We start from the raw sequence: 21003 nt of genomic DNA, 5'->3' as shown, positions 1-21003 counted from the left end.
TGCGTGATCGTCGTCGGCGCGACCGTCACGGCTTGCTCTCGCGCACGCTGTCGCCGTCGCCCACTTCGTAGGCGCCCTGCACGATCACCGGCAGCTTCGCGTCGAGCTTGCCCAGTACGCCCACGGTGTCGCCGGCCGGCTGGCGCAATTGCACGTCCACGCGGCGCGCCTTGCCGTGGTCTAGCTGGTACAGGTAATCGCCCTGCCCGTCGTGCAGCACGGCGGCGCGCGGCACCGCCCACGCGGTGTAGTCGTCGCTCCGGATGCTGGCCTGCAATGCTGCGCCGGCCACCATCACGGCGTCGGCGGCAGCGGGGATCTCGGCCTGCACCGGCAGCAGATGGTCTTGCGGATCGATCGCGCGCCCCACCATGCCGAGCTTGCTCTCGAAGGCCTTGCCGTCACCGTACACGCCATGCAACTGCACGGGCATGCCGACGCGCAGCTGCGTGGCGGCGTCGGGCTGGACGCCCAACTCGGCGATCAGCGCATGGGCGGGCATGAAGCCCAGCAGCGGGGCGTTCGCGGCGAAGCGGTCGCCCAGCCCCGCCGACAGCGTGGTGACCACCCCGTCATCCGGCGCGGCCACGGTCTCCTGCGCCATGCCGCCGCCAAGCTCGCGTTGCGCCGCCAGCACGGCCCGTGCGTCGGCCAGCGCCTTGCGCGCCGTGGCGAGTTGCGACTGCGTGGCCAGGTGCTGCGCGGCCATCTGATCGGTGCGCTGCAGTTCGCTGCTGGCCAGGGCCAGCGCGGTCTGCGCCTGCCGGTACGCGCTGCGCGCCGCCGGATCGGGCGCGATCGTCAGCAGCGGCTGGCCACGCTTCACGGTCTGTCCCGCGCTCACCTTCAGCGCGATCACCTGGCCGCCGTGCGCGAGGCTGATCGTCCGCGCGCGATGCGGATCGGCTGCTGCACTGCCCCAGGCCATCACGCTGTCGTGGAAGCTGCGCTTCACCGGCATCGCCGTAGTGACCGACGCCACGCCCCTGGCGTCGTCGGAGGCGTCGTCGTCGCCGCCGCCCTTGCCGCAGGCGGCCAGCAGCAAGGCCGTGACGGCCAGCGCGGCGCAGCGCGCGAGCAAGACTCTTTTCATCGTTTGGACGTCCGTTGCATGACGAAATCCGTGCGGCCCAGCAAGGCCTCCAGCGCGATCGCGGCGGTGGACCGCGCCTGCTGCAGCGCGAGCAGGTCCGTGTCGGCGGCCAGCGCGTTGCCGCGGATCGAGAGATAGGTCGGCCAGTCGAGCAGGCCCTTCTGCCAGGCCCGCTCGGCGGCATCGCGTGCCGCATCGAGGCGCTGCGCGTGCGCGGCCTGCGTCGTCTGGCGGACATCCAGTGTCCGCAGGTCGGCCACAAGGCGCTGCATGTCGCTGCGCGTGGCCAGCAGGCGCGCCTCGTAATCGTCCTTCAGCTGCTGGCGGGTGGCCGTCTCGATCGCGATGTTGCCGCGATTGCGGTCGAACAGCGGCAGGCTGATGCCGATGGTGAAACCGTTGGACTTGATGCCGGTGTTGTCGCGCGCGTGGTCGAGGCCCAGGGTGATCGCGGGAAACTGGGCGAGGATGGCGCCGCGCAGCTTCGCCTCCTGCGCGCGGTAGCCCGCCTGCAGGGCCAGCAGGTCGGGCCGCCGCCGCGGCAGGTCGGCCAGCGCGGCCTGCAGCTGCGCGGCGCCGGGAGCGGTCTGGTAGGGCGCGCCCACCAGATCCAGCGGCGCGCCGGGGGCAAGGCCCAGCAGCTGGCGCAGGTCGCTTTCGGCCTGATGCAATGCCATGGCGTTGTCGGCCGCGCGCTGGCGTGCATCGGCCATCGCGTTGAGCCCTGCGCTGGCCCCGTCGTAGTCGAGATTGCCCGCGGCCAGCGCCGCCTGCACCGCCTTGTCCACCGGCGCCAGCGCCTGCTGCTCGGCGTCGAGTTCGACCTGCCGGGCGCGCAGGCTTCGCACCTGGTCGAACAGCAGGCGCGCCTGCGCGACGGTCTGCCATTCCGCCCACAGCAGGTCGAGGTTCACCTGTTCGGCCTGTGCGTTTGCCTCGTGCCGACGCGAAGAGCGCAGCAGCAAGGCGCTCACGTCTTCGCTGATGCCGAAGTTGTAGGCCGTGGTGGCACCCTCGCCGGAACCCTGCGGGAAGTCCTCGCCGAAACCCAGCTGCGGATCGGGCAGCAGGCCCGCGGCGAACGCCTGCGCGCGGGCGACGCCCAGCGCATCGCGCTGCACCTTGAGGTCGGGACTGTTCGCCACGGCCAGCATCGCCACCTCGGTGACGTCCAGGCCATCGGCGGGGTCGAAGCGATGCGCGGCCAGTTCCGGCAACGGCATCGTGCCGGCAGGCACGCTGAGCTGCGTGGCGCTGGCGGTGCCTTCGCCCTTGCCCAGCGGCAGGGGATGATACGTGGCGCAGCCGCACAGCCATGTCGCCGCGGCGAGCAGCATGACTCGGATGGATGAGCGCAAGCACGCGTCGAAGATCATCGGTACAGCTTGCCGAGGGGGGCTTAGGTCTTTCTTATCATGCTGCCCGTTGCCTTGTCGCAGTAAGCTGGGCCGGCCACTCCTCCAGGGGAATCCATCGCCATGACGTCACGCCGTATCGTCGCGGGACTGAAGCCCGCGCTGTTCGCCTTCCTGCTTGCTGCCAGCGGCGCCCTGCCGGCCACGGATGCGCAGGTCGCCAAGTACCCCGCCTACCCCAGCGAGACGCCGGCCAGCTTCAAGCCGGCCACCGCCAGCTTCGACTACGTCGAGCGCGACGTGATGATCCCGATGCGCGACGGCGTGAAGCTCAATACCGTGATCCTGGTGCCCCGGGGCGCGCAGCACGCCGGCATCGTGCTCACGCGCACGCCCTACGACGCCCACCAGCTCACCCACAACTTCATGAGCGGCCATCTCGAACCGCTGCTGGAGGGCTACGACAACGCCGCCGACGTGATCGCCGAGGACGGCTACATCCGCGTGATCCAGGACATCCGCGGCAAGTACGGCTCCGAGGGCGACTACGTGATGAACCGCCCGGTGCACGGCCCGCTCAACCCCACACCGGTGGACGACGCCACCGACACCTGGGACACCATAGACTGGCTGGTGAAGCACATCCCCGAGACGAACGGGCGCGTCGCCACCATCGGCATCTCCTACGACGGCTTCGAGCCGCTGATGTCGCTGGTGCATCCGCATCCCGCGCTGAAGGCGGCGGTGCCGATGAACCCGATGGTGGACGGCTGGATGGGCGACGACTGGTTCCACCACGGCGCCTTCCGCCAGCAGAACATGAGCTACATCTACGAGCAGGAGGCCAGCCGCGGCAACACGTACAAGTGGTGGACCGACTACCACGACGAGTACGACCTGTTCATGCACTACGGCTCCGCCGGCGCGCTGGGCGAGGCCTACGGCATGCGGCAGCTCGGCTTCTGGAACAAGATCCTGGCCCATCCCGCCTACGACGCGTTCTGGCAGCAGCAGGCGGTGGACAAGCTGCTCGCCGCGCAGCCGCTCACCGTGCCGGTGATGCTGGTGCACAGCCTGTGGGACCAGGAGGACATCTACGGCGCGCTGGCCGTGTATCGCGCGATCAAGCCGAAGGACACCACCGGCCGGATGGTGAAGCTGGTGATGGGCCCGTGGCACCACGGCCAGGAGATCGAGGAAGGCAGCTCGCTGGGTGCGATCCGCTTCGGCAGCGACACCGCGAAGTATTTCCGCGAGCACATCCTGCGGCCGTTCCTCGCGCAGTACCTCAAGGACGGTGCGCCGAAGGCGGACCTCGCCCCGGTCACCGCCTTCCAGACCGGCACCGACCGCTGGCAGCGGCTGCAGCGCTGGCCGCTGTCGTGCGGCAGCGGCTGCCCCGGCACGGACCGCGCGCTGTACCTGGAGTCCGGCATGCAGCTCGGCTTTGCCGCACCCGCGGACGGCAAGGCCTACGACGAGTACGTCTCCGATCCCGCCCACCCGGTACCGTTCCGCGCGCGCCCGATCCAGCCGATCGGCTACGACCACGGCCTCACCTGGTCGCAATGGCTGGTGGACGACCAGCGCGAGGCCTCCGGCCGCACCGACGTGCTCAGCTACGAGACCGCGCCGCTCACCGCGCCGCTGGCCATCGCCGGCGTGCCGGTGGTGCACCTGGTCGCCTCCACCAGCGGCACCGACAGCGACTGGGTGGTGAAACTGATCGACGTCTATCCCGACCAGGTGGCCGAACAGCCCGACATGGGCGGCTACCAGCTCGCGGTGGCGATGGACATCTTCCGCGGACGCTACCGCAACGGCTGGGACAAGTCCGCGGCGCTGACGCCGGACAAGCCGCTGGCTTACCGCTTCGACCTGCCCGCCGCCAACCACGTGTTCCTGCCCGGCCACCGCATCATGGTGCAGGTGCAGTCGAGCTGGTTCCCGCTGTACGACCGCAACCCGCAGACCTTCGTGCCCAGCATCTTCGAGGCCCGGCCGGCGGACTACGTGAAGGCCACCCAGCGCGTCTACCACGCGCCGGGCGAGGCCAGCTACATCGCGTTGCCGGTGGTGGCGCACTGATCCCGGCAGGCAGGTCGCGCTGCCGGCGACTGGAAAGTGCGGCCATGGATGGCCGCCCGCCTGGCCCTCGTGTTCAAGGGCGATCGCAAAAGCAGACGCCGCGACAGTCACCTGTCGCGGCGCTTTTTTCCAGGCGCGCAAGGCGCCCGGGCAGCCTCAGTTCCTGGAAGCGCCCGCCTCGCTGTCCTCGCGCTCGCCCAGGCGCTGGCCCAGGCGGTCGATGTTGTTCATCGACATCAGGTGCGCGTAGATCCAGCCGAGCACGCCCTCGCGCAGGAACTCCTGGGCGGTCTTCTCGTCGAGCTGGCGCAGTTTTTCCTCGTTGACCACGAACAGGCCGTTGAGGTTGATCACGTTGCCGTTCGGGTTGTCCGGCGCGCCCTTGCGCAGGCTCACGTTGCGCGGCTCCAGCAGGTTGTGCTTGCGCAGCTGCTCCACGAACCAGCGGGTGCGCGCCACATGCTGCTGGAACTCGCCGAGGAAGCCCACGGCACGGGTCAGCATCTCGGTGTCGCTGCCGTCCTCGTTGAACAGGCGGTCGCCTTCGGCGGTGTTGAAACCCTCGTAGCCTTCGTCGAGGAACACGGCGAAGTCATCGCCTTCCTGTCCGGCCGGCTTCTCCGCCAGCACGAACGGGTAGCGGCGCACGAAGGCGGGGACGTAGACGTTCGGCGCCCACTGGCCCTCGGCGTCCACGAACAGGTTCTCGTTCTGGCGCAGGCCCAGCAGCGCCACCGGACCGACGTCGCTGATGTCGTTGCCGGCGAACACGATCGGCAGGTCGCGCGCGGCCAGGCCGAACTCCACGCCGGTGAGCGGCACCGAATGGGCGCTCAGCGCGAACTTCATGTTCGGGATCGGCTTCAGGCGCAGATCCTTGTGGTCGTTGCGGTTGAGCGGCACCGGGCGCTCGTAGAAAAGAACTTCAGCCACGTCATTTACCTCTGCCCCGCCGTGCCGGGGTTGCCACCATCGGCTTCCCCTCCCAAACCCGGCGTCGGGTCTACAGATGAACGATCACTATATCAGCGCCCGGGCCGCTCCGCGAACCCCCGGCCCCTGGGCCTATCTGCTTGACCGCAAAGAGATACCGGTACTTTTGCGATCGTCCCTGATCGCGAGGATCACACGGGCGGCCATCCATGGCCGCACTTTCAGATACCTTTGCGATCGTCCCGGATCGCAAGAATCAAACGGGCGGCCATCCACGGCCACACTTTCAAATACCCTTGCGATCGTCCCGGATCGCGAAAATCAAATGAGCGGCCATCCATGGCCGCACTTTTCAATTTATTGGTCTATGCTGCGGTGCATCCGAGCACCGTTGCATGGTCGCAGCGCTCTTTCTGATGAGGAAGGACGAACCGCATGCTGATGGAAGTCACGAACCGGGCCGATCTCTGTTCGACCCGCGTGCTGTCGCTGGACGCCGCCGGCCGCATCCTGGACTGGATCAGCTGGCAGGACGCCGTGTGCCTCTATGTGCGCGGCGCGGTGGCCTGGACGCTGGGCGATCCCTGCCTCACCGTGCACGGCGGCCACAACCGTGCGCTCGGCGCGCAGAGCCTGCTTGAGCTGCATCCCATCGTGGCCAGCACCGGCCACTGCCACGAGCATGCGATCGACCCCGCCCCCGCGCTCACCAACAGCGCCCTGTTCGCCCGCGACCGCCACCTGTGCCTGTACTGCGGCGAGCATTTCAACCGCGGCGAACTGACCCGCGACCACGTGCAGCCGGTGTCGAAGGGCGGCCGCGACGAGTGGGAGAACGTGGTCAGCGCCTGCCTCGCCTGCAACCTCAGGAAAGGCAGCCGCACCCCGCAGCAGGCGCACATGCCGCTGCTGGCCGTGCCCTACCGGCCGAGCTGGGTGGAGCACCTGATCCTGTCCAACCGCAACATCCTCGCCGACCAGATGGAGTTCCTGGTCAGCCACCTGCCGCGCGACCGGCGGAACATGCTCAGCTAGGCAAGGCGGCCCCGGCCCCGGGCAGCCCGCCTTTCCCCAGCTGCTCCAGTTCGCGGTCGATTTCCTTCGCTTCCTCGCAGGCTTCCTCGGCTTCGTCCCCGCGATCGCTGCCGACACCCCCGTCCGGCTCGCTCGCCGCCTCGTCCTGGCGCCGGTGGGCCAGCTTGCGGTAGGCGCCGCGGATGCGCTCCAGCGTCTCCTCGTCGGCGTTCTCCAGGTCGAGCAGGCTGTTGCGCGCCTCGGTGGCGCGGATCAGCTCGTTCAGCTTGATCTGCAGCGCCGCGCTGTCGCGGTTCTGCGCGTTCTGGATCAGGAACACCATCAGGAAGGTGACGATGGTGGTGCCGGTGTTGATCACCAGCTGCCAGGTGTCGCCGTAGTGGAACAGCGGACCGGACAGGGCCCACGCAACCACGACCGCCACGGCCAGCAGGAAGGCGGCCGGCCGGCCGGTGCAGCGGGAGGTGGCCTCGGCGAAGCGGCGGAACAGCGATGGCTGGGCGCTCATGGCGGCTACTCGGCAAGGGCAGAAGCCGGGTTGGTGGTGGAAGCGTCGTCCGCGGCACGTGTGCGCCGCGTGCAGGCGATGCCGAAGCCGTCCGCCACCTGGCCTGGATGAGGCAAGCGGCCGTCCTTCCTGGGGTTTTTCACCGCGCCTGCTTGCCCCGCCCGCCCGCTGGACCAACAATACGCGGATGACCGACCTTTCCCGCTACCCCCACCTGGCGCAGATCGACGCCCCCGCCGACCTGCGCCGCCTGCCCGACGAGGAGCTGCCCGCCGTTGCCGACGAGCTGCGCCAGTACCTGATCGAGTCCGTGGCCAGTTCCGGCGGCCACTTCGGCGCCGGGCTGGGCGTGGTGGAGCTCACCGTGGCGCTGCACCACGTGTTCGACACGCCGGACGACCGCCTGGTGTGGGACGTCGGCCACCAGTGCTACCCGCACAAGATCCTCACCGGCCGTCGCGACCGCATCACCACGATCAAGAAGAAGGACGGCCTCGCCCCGTTCCCGCGTCGCGAGGAGAGCGAGTACGACACCTTCGGCGTCGGCCACTCCTCCACCTCGATCTCGGCCGCGCTGGGCATGGCGATCGCCGCGCAGCGCAAGGGCGACCCGCGCAAGGTGGTGGCGGTGATCGGCGACGGCGCGATGACCGCCGGCATGGCGTTCGAGGCGCTGAACCACGGTGGCGACGTCGAGCCTGACATGCTGGTGGTGTTCAACGACAACGGCATGTCGATCAGCGAGAACGTGGGGGCGATGACCCGCATGATGTCGCGCGCACTGGCCAGCCGCCGCCTGAACGCGGTGCGCGAGCGCGCCAAGCGGGCGATCCCCAAGCAGTCCTTCGCCGGCCGCTTCTTCAAGCGCTGGGAGGAACACGCCAAGGGCATGTTCGTGCCCTCCACGCTGTTCGAGGAGCTGGGCTTCCACTACACCGGCCCGATCGACGGCCACAACATCCCGCAGCTGCTGGCCGCGCTGCGCACGGTGAAGAACCTGCCCGGCCCGCAGCTGCTGCACGTGATCACCACCAAGGGCAAGGGCTACGCCCCGGCCGAACAGGCGCAGATCGAGTACCACGCGGTAGGCCCGTTCGACCCCGAGGCCGGCCTGGCGAAGAAGAACGCGCCTGCCAAGCCCAGCTACACCGACATCTTCAGCGACTGGCTGTGCGACCAGGCCGCCGCCGACGAACGCCTGCTCGGCATCACGCCCGCGATGCGCGAGGGCTCCGGCCTGGTGCGCTTCTCCAAGGAATACCCCGAGCGCTACTTCGACGTGGCGATCGCCGAGCAGCACGCGGTGACCCTGGCCGCGGGCATGGCCTGCGAGGGCGCCAAGCCGGTGGTGGCGATCTACTCCACCTTCCTGCAGCGCGCCTACGACCAGGCGATCCACGACGTGGCGCTGCAGAACCTCGACGTCACCTTCGCGATCGACCGCGCCGGCGTGGTCGGCCCGGACGGCGCCACCCACGCGGGCAGCTTCGACCTCAGCTTCCTGCGCTGCCTGCCGAACATGGTCATCATGGCGCCCGCCGACGAGAACGAATGCCGGATGATGCTGAGCACCGGCTTCCGGCATGCCGGCCCCGCCGCGATCCGCTACCCGCGCGGCACCGGCCCCGGCATCGCCATCCGTCCCGAACTCGACACCCTGCCGATCGGCAAGGCCGAGCTGCGCCGCCGTGGCCGCGGCGTGGCCCTGCTCAGCTTCGGCGCGATGCTGCCGCCCGCCGCGGTGATCGCCGGCGAGCTGGATGCCACCCTGGTCAACATGCGCTTCGTGAAGCCGCTGGACGAGGCGCTGATCGTGGACCTCGCGAAGACCCACGACGCCTTCGTCACCCTGGAAGACAACGCCATCGCCGGCGGCGCCGGCAGCGCCGTGGCCGAATGCCTCGCCGCGCACGGCATCGTCAAGCCCATCCTCCACCTCGGCCTGCCGGACGCGTATCTCGAACACGGCAGCCGCGAGGAAGTGCTGAGCATGGCCGGGCTCGACCTGCCCGGCATCCGCCGCGCGATCCACGCGCGCTTTCCGCAGCTGTCCGGCGGCAGCCTCGCCAACGCGGGCTAGAGTCCGGCAAGTCGCGACGCAGTGGTCCCGACTGCCGGCGCTTCGCCGGTGCCGAAACGTGGCGTAGCCGCGGCCAGGCCCGGCTGGCAAACGCGTGCGACCCGATGTGCAGGCAACGCCGCACGGGCCACTGCCGCGACCGTGCCGATGCGCGCAATTGCACGGCAACGAGCTGCGGCAGCGGGCCGCATTCCAGCCGCCATGCGCGCCCGGCATCGATCCCGATGAGCCTTTCGCGCATGAATGCTGCTTGATCCATTCGACGAACCATTCACCCCCGCCTAACTCCCCGCCCTCTATCACTGCAACCGTCCGGTTTCGCTGCGCACGCGAATCGGTCGCGAAACAAGGCATGCGCAAGGATCCCTCCGATGCCTCCGGCATCGCATCGCCAACGGCCCATGCCGCTGCTTCACGCGCCGTCGGAAAAATCCACTTTCGAGATGGGAGGTCATCATGAAAGCCTCAGTCATCCTGTCAGTCGTGGCTTTTGCAGTCGCCACCGCCATGGGCTCGTTCGCCGGCATGGCACAAGCGCAAGACAGGCCGGCCAGCGACCACTCCACCAGTCTGGGCCAGGCTGGCAGCGATACCTGGATCACCACCAAGGTGAAAACCGAGCTGGCAACCACCAAGGGAGTCGCCAGCAGCGAAGTTTCCGTCAACACCGTCGATGGTGTGGTCACCCTCACCGGCGTGCTTCCCACCCGGATCGCAGTGAACAAGGCGGTGGCCGCGGCCAAAAGCGTCAAGGGCGTGAAGAGCGTCGATGCCTCGGGTCTGAAAGTGAAGTGACCCGCTTCCCAACGTGGAGAACCTCTGATGAACGAAGACAAGCTGAAGGGCCAGTGGAAACAGCTCCATGGCAAGCTCAAATCCCGCTGGAGCAAGCTGACCGACGACGACATCGGCGTGGCCGACGGCAATGCCGAGTATCTCGTCGGAAAACTGCAGGAGCGCTACGGCATTGCCAGGGACGAAGCGATGAGGCAGCTGCGGGACTTCGATTCCGGCCTGTGAAGGACATCCGCTTCGGGATGCCGGAGAGAAAGGAGGCCCTCAGCCACCCACCACGAAGTCTCTCGCATTGTCGGCATGGACGGGCACGAACCCGCGATTACGACACCGGAATCCACCTGATGGGCCACGGGAGAAAACCATGCTCTATTACGCCATTGTCTTTCTGATCATCGCGCTGATTGCCGGCTTCTTCGGATTTTTCGGCATCGCCGGCCTCGCCGCGAGCATCGCCAAGATCCTGTTCGTCGTCTTCCTCATCCTGTTCATCGTGTCGCTGATCTTCGGGCGCCGCCGGCCACTCTGAGGAAGGCCGCACGGCTTGCGATTCGCCGCCCCGGGAATCGCGGAAAGCCGCCGTCCCCCGCCACGCGTGGGGACGGCGGCTTTCTCATGGCGCAATCCTGGCGCTGAAAATGCCGGCAGTCTGGATCGCCCGCCCGTTTCCGCGCTGCCTGCGCGCGATCGACGTCGGCCACGCAGGGGAGAGGCGGCGGCACCGAAGAACCATGCCGCGCTGGCCCGGGATCAACCGCCGACTTTTCTTCCGCCGCTGGCCCGGTCGCGTGCTTCCAGATCCTGCGCGGTGAACACCTGCGCATAGCCAGCCGCGCGCAACAACGCGCGGGCGGCGTCGCCCTGATTCCAGCCGTGTTCGAACAACAGCCAGCCGCCAGCCTCGAGATGCGCGGGTGCACCGGAGACGATGCGGCGGATGTCGTCCAGGCCGTCCGCACCCGAGGCCAGCGCCGTGACCGGCTCGTAGCGCAGATCGCCCCGCGCGAGATGCGGATCGGTGGCTTCGATGTACGGCGGGTTGGAAACGATCAGCGCGAAGCGTTCCCCCGCCAGCGGCGCCAGCCAGTCGCCCCCGGCAAAGCGCACGTTGTGGATGCCGAGGCGCTGCGCGTTGCGCCGCGCCACCGCCAGTGCCTCCGCGCTTGCGTCCGTGGCCAGCACCTGCGCGCGTTGGCGCTCGCTGGCGATCGCCAGCGCGATCGCGCCGCTGCCGGTGCCGAGATCGGCCGCGCGGATCGCCGCGTCGTGCGGCAGGCGCTCCAGCGCCAGCTCCACCAGCAGCTCGGTCTCCGGGCGCGGGATCAGCGTGGCCGGCGTCACCTCCAGCTCCAGCGTCCAGAAGCCGCGTCGCCCGGTGAGGTAGGCCACCGGCTCGCCGGCCGCGCGGCGCGCGACCAGCACCTCAAAAGCCGTCTGGGCGTCCATGTCCAGCGGGTCGGCGGCGTGCGCGAACAGCCAGCTGCGCGGCTGCCGCAAGACATGCAGCAGCAGGGCCTCGGCATCGGCGCGTTCGCCCAGCCTTGCCGTGGATTTGTTGAGCGACTGGCGCACCGTGGTCATCGGCGCAGTCTACGCGATGCCCCCGGCACCGCGATTTACGGAATCCGCCGGGCTCACTCCGAAACCGCCAGCACGCACTCGTCCGCGCCGCAACTGCGGCAGCAGACGGGAAAGATCGACAAGCCGCCTGGCGCGATGGCCGGACCGACCAGGCCCTCCAGCAAGCCGCTGAAGAAGCTGCAGCCCGAGCGGCCGTCTTCGGTGCACAGCGGGCTGTGCCGGATATGCAGCTGCCTCCCCTGCAGGTGGATCTCGGCGAACGCGTGCAGAGCAGGCACGCCGATGGCAGCGAGCGCCGCATCCAGCTCCATCCCGGTGTCCAGCGCGTACCCGCGCGCGAACAGCCACGCGCCCACGCGCTGCCCCGCCAGTTGCAGCGAGGATTCGCGCGCACCGGCGGCGACGGCGCGATCCAGTGCCAGCAGGCGCGGCAGGATGCGCGGGTAGTCGTGTTCCAGCGCGGCCAGCGCCTGTTCGACCGCCGGCGCATCCGCTTCCAGCATCGCCACTTCGACGAACGGCGCGGGCGCCGGCTCGGAGACGGGCGGCGGCGTGCGCGGCTGGACCGGAACGAAATCCTCGAATGATTCCGGCGATGGCTTCTCCGCCGCCGTTTCGGCAGGTGGCGTCGCCGCATCGGCACCCGCTTCCACCACGCACTCGGCGACGGCTTCCCCCGTCGGCGCCGCGACCGGCGCGGGCGGCGGCGCCGGCGGCGGCAGGTAGCCGCTGGTGACCTTGTGCGTGGCGGCGAAATGCGGACGCGACTCGCCGTCCGTCGCGGGCAGCAGCTCGAAACTGACCAGGCGGTCGCAAGCCTCCAGCGCGCTGCGCAGGGCCCGCTTCTTGAACCACGAACCACGCACCACCATGGCCAGCAGGATGCCGTGCGGGTCCTGCACCAGGCGTTGCCGCAACAGGGCGAAGCCGCAGCCGGCGGCCAGCCGGCCGACCTCGATGAGCAGGCCCTCGCGTTGCAGCGCGAGCGCCTGGATTTCCAGCTCGACCATCAGTCCCCCTGTGTGCGATGCCGGTGCGTCGAATTGTGCGCCCATGCTACGACAGAGCGACCCATGCCTGAAAACGACCAGCCCCGCCGAGGCGGGGCTGGTCGGGCCGGCTGACGGGAAGGTCAGCGCAGGATCGAGGCCGGGTCCTGCTTCGCACGCAGCGCCGCACACAACTCGATCGACTCGCTGGTCTGCGCCAGGCCACGCGAGATGCCGGCGGCGTCGTTGAGGCGCGGCTTGAAGAACGCCTGCACGCGCTGCGCCTCGGCGGTGGAGCAGCCACCGCCCGCGGCCAGCATCGGCAGGTAGCCGCCGGCGAAGCTGCCGGTACGCTTGAGGATCTGCGGGTAGTGGCCGGTGAACCAGGTCCACATCGCATTGCGCCGGGCTTCGGTGTCGCGGCCGGCACGCAGCAGCGAGGCCATCTCGCCCACCTTGACCGGCTTGCTCAGCGCGAAGTCGCGCACCTGGTCGGTGAGCGCCGGGTCCTCGACGTTGGCCAGGCCGCCGAGCATGCCGTTGCGCAGCGCCGGATCGCTGGTCTGCGGCAACTCGGCGATCAATGCATCCACCGCAGGCTTGCCTTGCGTCTGCACCGCCACGCCCAGCGCGTCGCCGAGCAGGTCGGGGTTGGCGGCGGCGAGGTCGAGGTGACCGGAGGCGTTCTTCTTCAGCGCCGCCTCGCCCTGTTCCAGCAGGGCCGCGCGCACTTCAGGCAGCTTGTAGTCGAAGGCCAGCGCCGCGGCGAGCGTGCTGCGCAGCAGGGAATCGTCCTCCGACTCGCCAGGCTTGCGCTGGTAGCCCAGCGATTCGAGCTTCGGCAGGTAGGCGGCCTTCACCCAGTCCGTGATGCGCGCGCGCTGGGCGTCGGTCTTCGCCACGTGGTGGTAGATCCAGTTCAACTGCCCCAGCGGCGCGGTGAACACCTGGCTCGTCCTGGACTCGGTGAGCGGCTTCAGCGCGGCGAGCACCTGGCCGGCGTCGAGGTCGCCGTGCTGGAAGCTGGCGTTGATCGCGTCGGCGTAGGCCAACTGCTCGGTGTCGCTGAGCTTGGCGACTTCCTTCACCAGCGCGGCGAGCTCGCTCTTGTCGAGGCTGAAGCGGTAGTAGCCGGCGGCGTTCGCGTTCGGCATCACCCAGGTCGGATTGCTGGCGCCGGCAAGCACCATCGAGCCGGCGGCCTTGTCCAGCATGTCGCAAGCCACCTTGCTGCCGTCGGCGGTGCCGTAGCGCACGCACACCGGCACGCCCCAGATGCGCTGGCTGTCGCCGCGGCTGCCCAGCGGCAGGTAGCGGCTCTGCTTCAGCTCCAGCACGGTCTGGCCATTCGCGTGCTCCAGCTTCGTCTGCACGTAGGGCACGCCGGACTGGTCGAGGAAGCTCTTGAACGCCTGCTTGAACGCATCGCCCTTGCCGGCGGCGGTGGCGATCGCGTTCACGAGATCGTCCGCATCCGCGTTGGCGAACTTGTGCGCCTGGATGTAGGCGCGCATGCCCTTCTGGAAGGTCTGCTCGCCCACGTAGTTCTCGAACATGCCGATGACGGCGGCACCCTTCTGGTAGGTGATGCCGTCGAACGCGGTCTCGATGTCGCCGTTGCCGGTGATCGGCTGGCGGATCTTGCGCGCGCTGACCAGGCTGTCGTTGCCCATCGCGCCCTGCGCGCCGCGCACGCGGTCGAGGTCGGCGCGGTATTCCGGATGCACCTCCTCGGTGACTTTTTCCTGCATCCAGGTGGCGAAGGCCTCGTTGAGCCAGATGTCGTTCCACCAGGCCAGCGTCACGGTGTCGCCGGTCCACTGGTGGGCGAGCTCGTGCGCGGTGACGTTGAACGAGCCGCGCACGTTGCGCGCCGGTGAATCCTTGTCGAGCAGCAGCAGCCAGTCGCGGAAGGTGACCAGGCCCGCGTTCTCCATCGCGCCGGCGGCGAAGTCCGGTGCGGCGAGCACGTCGAGCTTGTCCCACGGGTAGCCGAAGCCGTAGTAGTTCTCCAGCGCGTGGATGATGCTCGGCGTCTCGGAGATCACGTGGCTCATGCGATGCGCCTCGCCGGCGGCGGCGATGCCGCGCAACGGCAGCGGCTTGCTGCGGTAGGCGTCGGGCGAGATTTCCGCGGTCGGCGTGATGTCCCAGGGGCCGACGCCGAAGGCCACCAGGTAGGTGGGCAGCGGCAGGGTCCGCGCGAAGCTCACCGTCTTCCAGCCCTTGCCGGCGGGCTTTTCGCTCACCTGCTGGGTGTTCGCCACCGCCACGTCGCTGTCGGGCAGGGTGATCGAGATGTCGAACGGCGTCTTGAAGCCGGGCTCGTCGAAGCTCGGGAAGGCGAAGCGCGCGCTGATCGGCTCCATCTGCGTCATCGCATAGGGCTGGCCCTTGGCGCTGACCTTGTAGAGGCCCTGCAGCTGCGCGTTGAGCGGCGCGCTGTACTCGAACTTCAGCGTGATCTCGCCGGCCGGCAGCGTGCTGCCGAAGTCCACGCGCACCACGCCGGCCTTGGGGTCGGCTTCCACATACTTCGCGTCGTGCGCCTTGCCCGCGGCGTCGGTGACCGTCGCCTTCGACACCTTCAGTTCGGCGCCGTCCAGCCACACGTGGTCGGAGGCCTTGGCCAGTTTCACCTTGATCGTGGTGGTGCCGGAGAAATCGGTTTGCGCCGGATCCACCTTGAACGCGATCTGGTAGGACTGCGGCACCGCCCAGCCCGGCAGGCGGCCCTTGGGCGCCTGCTCGGCACCGGCGGCGAGGGCCACGCCGCAGCTTGCGGCCAGCGCGGTGAACAGGAGAGGACGGACGTGACGACGCATGGCAGGTTCCCCATGGAGTGGAAGGCAGACCGCAAGCTAGGCCCGGCATGACTTTCCACACAGTGCCATAAGGCATGTCGACGCCGGCGAAGCAGGCCCGCTTGCGTCAGGCGGATCAATCGCTAATATGGGCTTTCATAGTCCACATCTATGGTGAGGCTCGCCATGAACCTGCGCGACCTGCACTACCTGGTGGCCCTCGCCGAGCAGCGCCATTTCGGCCGCGCGGCGGAAGCCTGCTTCGTCAGCCAGCCCACGCTGTCCACCCAGATCAAGAAGCTGGAGGATGAGCTGGGCGTGGCGCTGGTGGAGCGCACGCCGCGCAAGGTCCTGCTCACCGACGTGGGCCGCGAGATCGTGGCGCGCGCACGCGACGTGCTGAACGAGGTGGAGCAGATCAAGGGCATCGCGCGGCGCACGCTGGACCCCGAATCCGGCACGGTGCGGCTGGGCATCTTCCCCACGCTGGGACCTTACCTGTTGCCGCACGTGGTGCCGCAGCTGCGCCAGCGCTTCCCGCGGCTGGAGCTGCTGCTGGTGGAGGAGAAGACCGAGGAAGTGCTGCGCCGCCTGCGCGAAGGCCGGCTCGACGCCGGCATCCTCGCCCTGCCGGTCCACGACGACAGCCTGCACGCGGAATCCCTGTTCGAGGAGCCGTTCGTGCTGGCGGTGCCGCAGTCGCATCCGCTGGCGCGGCGCCCTTCGCTGAAGCTGGCCGACCTCGGCGACCAGAGCCTGCTGCTGCTGGAGGACGGCCACTGCCTGCGCGACCAGGCGCTGGAGGTCTGCCACCTCGCCGGTGCCGGCGAGAAAACCGGCTTCCGCGCCACCAGCCTGGAGACGCTGCGGCAGATGGTGGCTGCCGACGTGGGCATCACCCTGCTGCCCACGCTCGCCGTGAAGCCGCCGGTGGCGCAGGCACCGAACGTGCAGCTGGTCGAATTCCGCGGCAGCCATCCGCCGAGCCGGCGCATCGCCATGCTGTGGCGCAAGAGTTCGGCGATGGGCGGCTTCCTCAGGCAGCTCGCCGGGGTGTTCCGCGAACTGCCGAAGGGCCTGCTCGACCCGCGTGGCGTGGCGGTGCCGCCGCCCGCGGCAAACGCGCGCGGCAAGCCGCGCGGCGATAGCCGGCAACAATCGTCCTGATAAGCACAATCAATTTCAACGAAACCCGCCGCGGCGCTAGGCTCGGTGGGTCGCGACCGCCAGGCCGCTCCCGCATTGCCCTCCCAGCCCGACGCCACGAGGTGATGTCATGAGCAAGCTGAAAGGCTCGAAGACCGAGCAGAGTCTGAAAGACGCGTTTGCCGGCGAATCCATGGCCAACCGCCGTTACCTCTACTTCGCCGCCAAGGCGGACGTGGAGGGTTACAACGACGTCTCCGCCGTGTTCCGCTCCACCGCCGAAGGCGAGACCGGCCACGCCCACGGCCATCTGGAATACCTCGAACAGTGCGGCGACCCGGCCACCGGCCTGCCGTTCGGCGAGACCCACGCCAACCTGAAGAGCGCGATCGCCGGCGAGACCCACGAGTACACCGACATGTACCCCGGCATGGCCAAGACCGCGCGCGAGGAAGGCTTCGAGGAAGTGGCCGACTGGTTCGAGACCCTGGCCAAGGCCGAGCGTTCGCACGCGAACCGCTTCACCAGGTCGCTGAACGAACTGGGCTGAGCCACCTGCCGGCAACCCGCGGGTTGCCGGCACGGTCCTCGCAACGCCATGGGGCGCCGCGCCGCGGCGTCCACGGAGACGCCCATGTCGGAACCGGTCGACAGCAGCCGCGAAGGCAACCTCGAAGCGCCCACCCGGCACCCGCTGGGCCAGGACGATCCCGCATTCTGGAACCGGGCCGCGCTCGACGCGGAACTGGAGCGCGTGTTCAACATCTGCCACGGCTGCCGCCGCTGCGTGAGCCTGTGCCATGCCTTCCCCACCCTGTTCGACCTCATCGACGAATCGAAGACGATGGAGATCGACGGCGTGGACAAGGCCGACTACCCCAAGGTGGTCGAGCAGTGCTACCTGTGCGATCTCTGCTACCAGACCAAGTGCCCGTACACGCCGCCGCATCCATGGAACGTGGACTTCCCGCACCTGATGCTGCGCGCCAAGGCGGTCGAATTCCGCGAGCACGGCGCGCCGCTGTCGGCGAAGATCCTTTCCAACACCCGCGCGGTGGGCAAGCTCGCCTCGATCCCGGTGGTGGTGCAGACCATCAACGCCGCCAACCGCAACAAGACCGCGCGCAAGCTGCTCGAGAAGACCATGGGCGTGGACGCAGCAGCACGCGTGCCCGAATACCACGTACCCACCGCGCGCAAGCGCCTGAAGAAGCTCGACGGCGCGGGCAATGCACAAGCGACCGGCCGCACCCGCGGCAGGCTGGCGATCTTCGCCACCTGCTACTGCGACCATTCCGAGCCGGGCGTGGTGGAGGACCTCGCCGCGGTGCTCGCGCACAACGCCATCCCCAGCCGGCTGGTGGAGCAGGAAAGCTGCTGCGGCATGCCCAAGCTGGAACTGGGCGACCTAGCCACCGTGCGCAAGTACAAGGAGCGCAACATCCCGGTGCTGGCGAAGATGGCGCACGAGGGCTGGGACTTCACCGCGGCGATCCCCTCCTGCGTGCTGATGTTCAAGCAGGAGCTGCCGCTGATGTTTCCCGACGACGCCGACGTGGCGCTGGTGCGCGAACGCTTCTTCGATCCGTTCGAGTATCTCGCCGAGCGCCACAAGGCCGGCTTGCTCAGGACCGGCTTCAAGACCTCGCTGGGCAAGGTCGCGTGGCAGGTGCCCTGCCACCAGCGCGTGCAGAAGATCGGGCCGAAGACGCGCGAGATCCTGCAGCTGGTGCCCGGCACCGAGGTCGTCACCATCGAGCGCTGCTCCGGCCACGACGGCACCTACGGCGTGAAGCACAAGACCTACGCGTTGTCGCGCAAGCTGGCCAAACCGGTGGAGAATCGCGTGGCGCAGGCCGAGCCCGCGCACTTCACCAGCGACTGCCCGATGGCCGGCGGCCACATCGCGCACGGCCTGGGCGACCAGCCGCAGGCCGAGCACCCGCTCAGCCTGCTGCGCAAGGCCTACGGGATTTGAGAGCCTGTTCATGATCTCCAAGCACTCCGCGTTGTCATCGAGTGGCCGTCAGGTGGTAGGGCGTGGCGCCGGCCTGACTGGCCGTCAGGCCAAGCCGCGCGCTGCCGCATGGCGGCCACTCGATGGCAACCCTTCCTCGCTCCTCAAAGCCGAGTCCATCCATGGACTCTCCCCGCGTGCGGGCCGGGTCTGTTTGCCCACAGTCCTGCGTCATCACTCGGTCGTGGACGGACGTCCACTCCTCGCTCCTCAAAACCGAGTCCATCCATGGACTCTCCCCGCGTGCCCTCCTTCTTCCTTGGCCTGCGCGCAAACAGCTTCCGGCGCGGAGCGCTTGGAGACCATGAACAGGCTCTAACCATGGACAAGCTCGAACGCGGCGACCTGCTCGGCCTCGAGAACTACGCACTGGAGCGCGCCGAATTCCGCGCCCGCGTGATGGCGCACAAGAGGCGGCGCACCGTGCACCTGGGCGGCCACCTCACGCTGATCTTCGAGGACCGGCTGAGCATCCAGTACCAGGTGCAGGAGATGCTGCGCATCGAACGCATCTTCGAGGCCGCCGGCATCCAGGACGAGCTGGACGCCTACAACCCGCTGATCCCCGACGGCGACAACCTCAAGGCCACGCTGCTGATCGAGTACGACGACGTGGAGGAACGCAAGCGCGAGCTGGTGCGCCTGCGCGGCATCGAACACGCGATCACGCTGACCGTGCACGGCCACGCGCCAGCCATCGCGGTGGCCGACGAGGACATGGAGCGCAGCAACGCGGAGAAGACCGCCGCGGTGCACTTCCTGCGCTTCCCGCTCGGCGCCGCGCGCATCGCCGCATGGAAGGCCGGCGTGCCGGTGACCCTCGCCTGCAGCCTGCCGGCGATGCCGGTCGAAGTGGCGCTTGCGCCCGAGCAGCGCGACACGCTGGCCGCGGACTTCGACTGAATGCGTCGCCCCTGGCTGGTCGTGGCCGCCCTGCTGGCGCTGTGGGGTGGCTGGTCGTGGTGGCACGCGCGGCCGCTGCATCCGCCACCGGGCGTGCTCGCGCCGGACGATCCCGTGCAGACGCCGCTGGACACGCCGATGGCGACGATCCGCGTGGGCGACTTCACGCTCACTCCGCGCGCACGGTTCGACCTCACCGCGCGCGTGCTGTCCACCGAGCGCTACCGTTTCGACGCCGGTGCCGCGCTGGTGCCCGAGGACTTCGCGCTGGGCTGGGAGCGCATGTCCGACAGCAGCGTGCTCAAGGACATCGACATCTCGCAGTCGGGACGCTTCTATCACTGGAGCGTACGGCGGTTCCCGATCCCTCGCCGCGAGATCGAGACGCACAGCGCGAACATGCACCTGATTCCCGCCGACGCGAACGTGCGCCGTGCGCTGGGCCGCGTACGGGTGGGCCAGCTGGTGACGCTGGACGGCTACCTGGTCGACGCCGACCGCGCCGACGGCTGGCGCTGGCGTACCTCGCTGACCCGCGACGATACCGGCGACGGCGCCTGCGAACTGTTCTACGTGACGTCGGCCGACGTACCCGCCGGGCAGGTGCCGTCCAGCCTGCCATAGCCGCCCGGATACCGGGATGATCCGTCGCCGGCATGTCCGCCGGCGGCCTGGCGATCAGTAACGCAACAGCGCGTGCAGCGGTGGGCCGTCGAGCCAGCGCGTACGCCCGCGCAACGCCTCCAGCTCGATGACGACGGCGGCGCCGGCGAGTTCGGCGCCGAAGCGCCCGACCAGCGCCTGCGCCGCGGCGAGGGTACCGCCGGTGGCCAGCACGTCGTCCACCAGCAGCACGCGTTCGCCGCGCTTCAGCGCGTCGCTGCGTGCCTCCAGCCGGTCGACGCCGTACTCCAGCTGGTAGTCCACCGCCAGCACCGGGGGTGGCAGCTTGCCCGGCTTGCGCAACGGCACGAAGCCCGCGCCCAGCGCCTGCGCCAGTGCGGCACCGAAGATGAAACCGCGCGCCTCGATGCCGCATACCGCCTGCACGCCGGCGTCCCGCCATGGCGCGGCCAGTGCGGCGATGCAATCGGCAAAACCGTCGGCATCGGCCAGCAGCGGGGTGATGTCGCGAAACAGCACACCGGGCTTGGGGAAGTCCGGCACGGTGCGGATCAGGTCGCCGAATGCATGCATCGCGTTCTCCATGATGAGCGTTCGCGGCGCGGCCCGCCGGCACGGGCGCGTCGACGCGGAAGCGGGTAACGGCATTGCTCAGCAGGGCGCAGCCAACGGACCGTCCGGCACGTCGCCATCACCCAGCTCGCGCATCGCCTCGCGCGCCTCGGCCAGCCGTGCCTCGACCTCGCGCACGATGCCCTCGGCGATCGCCACGCTGGAGTCCGGCACCATCACGGCGAGATAGTCCAGCGCCGGCAGCTGCCCCACTCCGCCGGTGAGGTACTCACCGGCGATGAAGGCGGGAATCTGCACATGTTCCAGCGCATCCTTGACCAGGTGCGCGTCGAACAGGTTTTCGGCGTGATAGACGGTATGCATGCCGGCAAGCTAGCCCCGCCGCGCGCCGACGGCAAGCCCCGTCAAAGGGCGGCCCCGCCAGTAGCGGGGCGACGGCCATCTGCTCTATCGTCGCGCCTGCGGTGCCGGTAGCACCG

Annotated in this window: 19 protein-coding genes and 1 pseudogene; 11 read left to right on the top strand and 9 right to left on the bottom strand. The window is 69.0% G+C overall.

Translation table 11 applies throughout. From position 1 onward, the window contains the following. Window positions 1–25: 25 nt before the first annotated feature. Both ABQJ56_RS09625 and ABQJ56_RS09620 read right to left on the bottom strand, forming a co-directional pair. Window positions 26–1093, bottom strand: coding sequence for an efflux RND transporter periplasmic adaptor subunit (locus ABQJ56_RS09625; protein WP_367844791.1), 1068 nt, complete (start codon window positions 1091–1093; stop codon window positions 26–28). Continuing rightward, window positions 1090–2430 carry a TolC family protein gene (locus ABQJ56_RS09620; RefSeq protein ID WP_367844790.1) on the bottom strand — a complete coding sequence of 447 codons (1341 nt, stop codon included), beginning with the start codon at window positions 2428–2430 and terminating at the stop codon, window positions 1090–1092. Before ABQJ56_RS09620 ends, ABQJ56_RS09625 begins: the two co-directional genes overlap by 4 nt. 141 nt (window positions 2431–2571) lie before the next feature. Between ABQJ56_RS09620 and ABQJ56_RS09615 the strand changes: the two genes are divergently transcribed. Beyond that, complete coding sequence (locus ABQJ56_RS09615) at window positions 2572–4536, top strand: CocE/NonD family hydrolase (RefSeq protein WP_367844789.1); 1965 nt, start codon at window positions 2572–2574, stop codon at window positions 4534–4536. Between the two features lie 156 nt (window positions 4537–4692). Here the strand turns inward: ABQJ56_RS09615 and ABQJ56_RS09610 are convergent, their stop codons facing one another. Further along, complete coding sequence (locus ABQJ56_RS09610; RefSeq protein ID WP_367844788.1) at window positions 4693–5469, bottom strand: SapC family protein; 777 nt, start codon at window positions 5467–5469, stop codon at window positions 4693–4695. A 435-nt stretch (window positions 5470–5904) separates the two neighbouring features. Here ABQJ56_RS09610 and ABQJ56_RS09605 point away from each other — a divergent pair, with 435 nt between their 5' ends. Further along, window positions 5905–6504: an HNH endonuclease gene (locus ABQJ56_RS09605; RefSeq protein WP_367844787.1), complete on the top strand. Its 600-nt coding sequence runs from the start codon at window positions 5905–5907 to the stop codon at window positions 6502–6504. Window positions 6505–6592: 88 nt separating this feature from the next. On the opposite strand, the pseudogene ABQJ56_RS09600 reads toward ABQJ56_RS09605, so the two are convergent. Continuing rightward, window positions 6593–7012, bottom strand: a pseudogene (locus tag ABQJ56_RS09600) (low affinity iron permease family protein); the annotation flags it as partial. Between the two features lie 187 nt (window positions 7013–7199). On the opposite strand from ABQJ56_RS09600, the gene dxs reads away from it, so the two are divergent. The 4 genes from dxs to ABQJ56_RS09580 all read left to right on the top strand — a co-directional run bounded on the left by dxs (window position 7200) and on the right by ABQJ56_RS09580 (window position 10416). Continuing rightward, entirely contained in the window at window positions 7200–9092 is a 1893-nt protein-coding gene (gene dxs, locus ABQJ56_RS09595) for a 1-deoxy-D-xylulose-5-phosphate synthase (protein ID WP_367844786.1), read from the top strand. Window positions 9093–9548: 456 nt separating this feature from the next. Continuing rightward, the gene (locus tag ABQJ56_RS09590; protein ID WP_367844785.1) at window positions 9549–9887 is read left to right on the top strand and encodes a BON domain-containing protein; all 339 of its coding nucleotides are present in this window, start codon (window positions 9549–9551) and stop codon (window positions 9885–9887) included. Between the two features lie 27 nt (window positions 9888–9914). Next, window positions 9915–10112, top strand: coding sequence for a CsbD family protein (locus ABQJ56_RS09585; RefSeq protein ID WP_367844784.1), 198 nt, complete (start codon window positions 9915–9917; stop codon window positions 10110–10112). Between the two features lie 139 nt (window positions 10113–10251). After that, entirely contained in the window at window positions 10252–10416 is a 165-nt protein-coding gene (locus tag ABQJ56_RS09580; protein WP_367844783.1) for a DUF1328 domain-containing protein, read from the top strand. 221 nt (window positions 10417–10637) lie between these two features. On the opposite strand, the gene prmC is transcribed toward ABQJ56_RS09580, so the two are convergent. The 3 genes from prmC to ABQJ56_RS09565 form a co-directional block, all read right to left on the bottom strand. Beyond that, window positions 10638–11468, bottom strand: a complete 831-nt coding sequence (gene prmC, locus ABQJ56_RS09575; protein WP_367844782.1) for a peptide chain release factor N(5)-glutamine methyltransferase — start codon at window positions 11466–11468, stop codon at window positions 10638–10640. 53 nt (window positions 11469–11521) lie between these two features. Next, window positions 11522–12478, bottom strand: coding sequence for a hypothetical protein (locus ABQJ56_RS09570; protein ID WP_367844781.1), 957 nt, complete (start codon window positions 12476–12478; stop codon window positions 11522–11524). Between the two features lie 122 nt (window positions 12479–12600). Beyond that, window positions 12601–15282 (bottom strand): M1 family metallopeptidase, encoded by a 2682-nt coding sequence (locus tag ABQJ56_RS09565; RefSeq protein WP_367844780.1) that lies wholly within the window; start codon window positions 15280–15282, stop codon window positions 12601–12603. 165 nt (window positions 15283–15447) lie between these two features. On the opposite strand from ABQJ56_RS09565, the gene oxyR reads away from it, so the two are divergent. The 5 genes from oxyR (at window position 15448) to ABQJ56_RS09540 (ending at window position 19951) form a co-directional block, all read left to right on the top strand. Further along, window positions 15448–16428, top strand: a complete 981-nt coding sequence (oxyR, locus tag ABQJ56_RS09560; RefSeq protein ID WP_367844779.1) for a DNA-binding transcriptional regulator OxyR — start codon at window positions 15448–15450, stop codon at window positions 16426–16428. 109 nt (window positions 16429–16537) lie between these two features. After that, window positions 16538–16957: a rubrerythrin family protein gene (locus ABQJ56_RS09555; RefSeq protein WP_367844778.1), complete on the top strand. Its 420-nt coding sequence runs from the start codon at window positions 16538–16540 to the stop codon at window positions 16955–16957. A gap of 84 nt (window positions 16958–17041) precedes the next feature. Continuing rightward, window positions 17042–18385: a heterodisulfide reductase-related iron-sulfur binding cluster gene (locus tag ABQJ56_RS09550; RefSeq protein WP_367844777.1), complete on the top strand. Its 1344-nt coding sequence runs from the start codon at window positions 17042–17044 to the stop codon at window positions 18383–18385. Window positions 18386–18745: 360 nt separating this feature from the next. Beyond that, window positions 18746–19327, top strand: coding sequence for a DUF3501 family protein (locus ABQJ56_RS09545; protein WP_367844776.1), 582 nt, complete (start codon window positions 18746–18748; stop codon window positions 19325–19327). After that, the gene (locus tag ABQJ56_RS09540) at window positions 19328–19951 is read left to right on the top strand and encodes a hypothetical protein (RefSeq protein WP_367844775.1); all 624 of its coding nucleotides are present in this window, start codon (window positions 19328–19330) and stop codon (window positions 19949–19951) included. Between the two features lie 54 nt (window positions 19952–20005). Here the strand turns inward: ABQJ56_RS09540 and ABQJ56_RS09535 are convergent, their stop codons facing one another. Both ABQJ56_RS09535 and ABQJ56_RS09530 read right to left on the bottom strand, forming a co-directional pair. Next, entirely contained in the window at window positions 20006–20524 is a 519-nt protein-coding gene (locus ABQJ56_RS09535) for an adenine phosphoribosyltransferase (RefSeq protein ID WP_367844774.1), read from the bottom strand. A gap of 78 nt (window positions 20525–20602) precedes the next feature. After that, window positions 20603–20887, bottom strand: a complete 285-nt coding sequence (locus ABQJ56_RS09530; protein WP_367844773.1) for a putative signal transducing protein — start codon at window positions 20885–20887, stop codon at window positions 20603–20605. Between the last annotated feature and the right edge of the window lie 116 nt (window positions 20888–21003).

The sequence above is a fragment of the Rhodanobacter geophilus genome (genome assembly GCF_040812275.1).
In the GTDB taxonomy this organism is placed as follows: domain Bacteria; phylum Pseudomonadota; class Gammaproteobacteria; order Xanthomonadales; family Rhodanobacteraceae; genus Rhodanobacter_A; species Rhodanobacter_A geophilus.
The sequence above is the reverse complement of the archived record's forward strand: the minus strand, read 5'-3'. Positions and strand labels throughout refer to the sequence as shown.

Bases quoted from the DNA above. Each gene is read 5' to 3' on its own strand.
- ABQJ56_RS09625 (WP_367844791.1), bottom strand. From the start codon at position 1,093: ATGAAAAGAGTCTTGCTCGCGCGCTGCGCCGCGCTGGCCGTCACGGCC.
- ABQJ56_RS09620 (WP_367844790.1), bottom strand. From the start codon at position 2,430: ATGCTGCTCGCCGCGGCGACATGGCTGTGCGGCTGCGCCACGTATCAT.
- ABQJ56_RS09615 (WP_367844789.1), top strand. From the start codon at position 2,572: ATGACGTCACGCCGTATCGTCGCGGGACTGAAGCCCGCGCTGTTCGCC.
- ABQJ56_RS09605 (WP_367844787.1), top strand. From the start codon at position 5,905: ATGCTGATGGAAGTCACGAACCGGGCCGATCTCTGTTCGACCCGCGTG.
- dxs (WP_367844786.1), top strand. From the start codon at position 7,200: ATGACCGACCTTTCCCGCTACCCCCACCTGGCGCAGATCGACGCCCCC.
- ABQJ56_RS09590 (WP_367844785.1), top strand. From the start codon at position 9,549: ATGAAAGCCTCAGTCATCCTGTCAGTCGTGGCTTTTGCAGTCGCCACC.
- ABQJ56_RS09585 (WP_367844784.1), top strand. From the start codon at position 9,915: ATGAACGAAGACAAGCTGAAGGGCCAGTGGAAACAGCTCCATGGCAAG.
- ABQJ56_RS09580 (WP_367844783.1), top strand. From the start codon at position 10,252: ATGCTCTATTACGCCATTGTCTTTCTGATCATCGCGCTGATTGCCGGC.
- prmC (WP_367844782.1), bottom strand. From the start codon at position 11,468: ATGACCACGGTGCGCCAGTCGCTCAACAAATCCACGGCAAGGCTGGGC.
- ABQJ56_RS09570 (WP_367844781.1), bottom strand. From the start codon at position 12,478: ATGGTCGAGCTGGAAATCCAGGCGCTCGCGCTGCAACGCGAGGGCCTG.
- ABQJ56_RS09565 (WP_367844780.1), bottom strand. From the start codon at position 15,282: ATGCGTCGTCACGTCCGTCCTCTCCTGTTCACCGCGCTGGCCGCAAGC.
- oxyR (WP_367844779.1), top strand. From the start codon at position 15,448: ATGAACCTGCGCGACCTGCACTACCTGGTGGCCCTCGCCGAGCAGCGC.
- ABQJ56_RS09555 (WP_367844778.1), top strand. From the start codon at position 16,538: ATGAGCAAGCTGAAAGGCTCGAAGACCGAGCAGAGTCTGAAAGACGCG.
- ABQJ56_RS09550 (WP_367844777.1), top strand. From the start codon at position 17,042: ATGTCGGAACCGGTCGACAGCAGCCGCGAAGGCAACCTCGAAGCGCCC.
- ABQJ56_RS09545 (WP_367844776.1), top strand. From the start codon at position 18,746: ATGGACAAGCTCGAACGCGGCGACCTGCTCGGCCTCGAGAACTACGCA.
- ABQJ56_RS09540 (WP_367844775.1), top strand. From the start codon at position 19,328: ATGCGTCGCCCCTGGCTGGTCGTGGCCGCCCTGCTGGCGCTGTGGGGT.
- ABQJ56_RS09535 (WP_367844774.1), bottom strand. From the start codon at position 20,524: ATGCATGCATTCGGCGACCTGATCCGCACCGTGCCGGACTTCCCCAAG.
- ABQJ56_RS09530 (WP_367844773.1), bottom strand. From the start codon at position 20,887: ATGCATACCGTCTATCACGCCGAAAACCTGTTCGACGCGCACCTGGTC.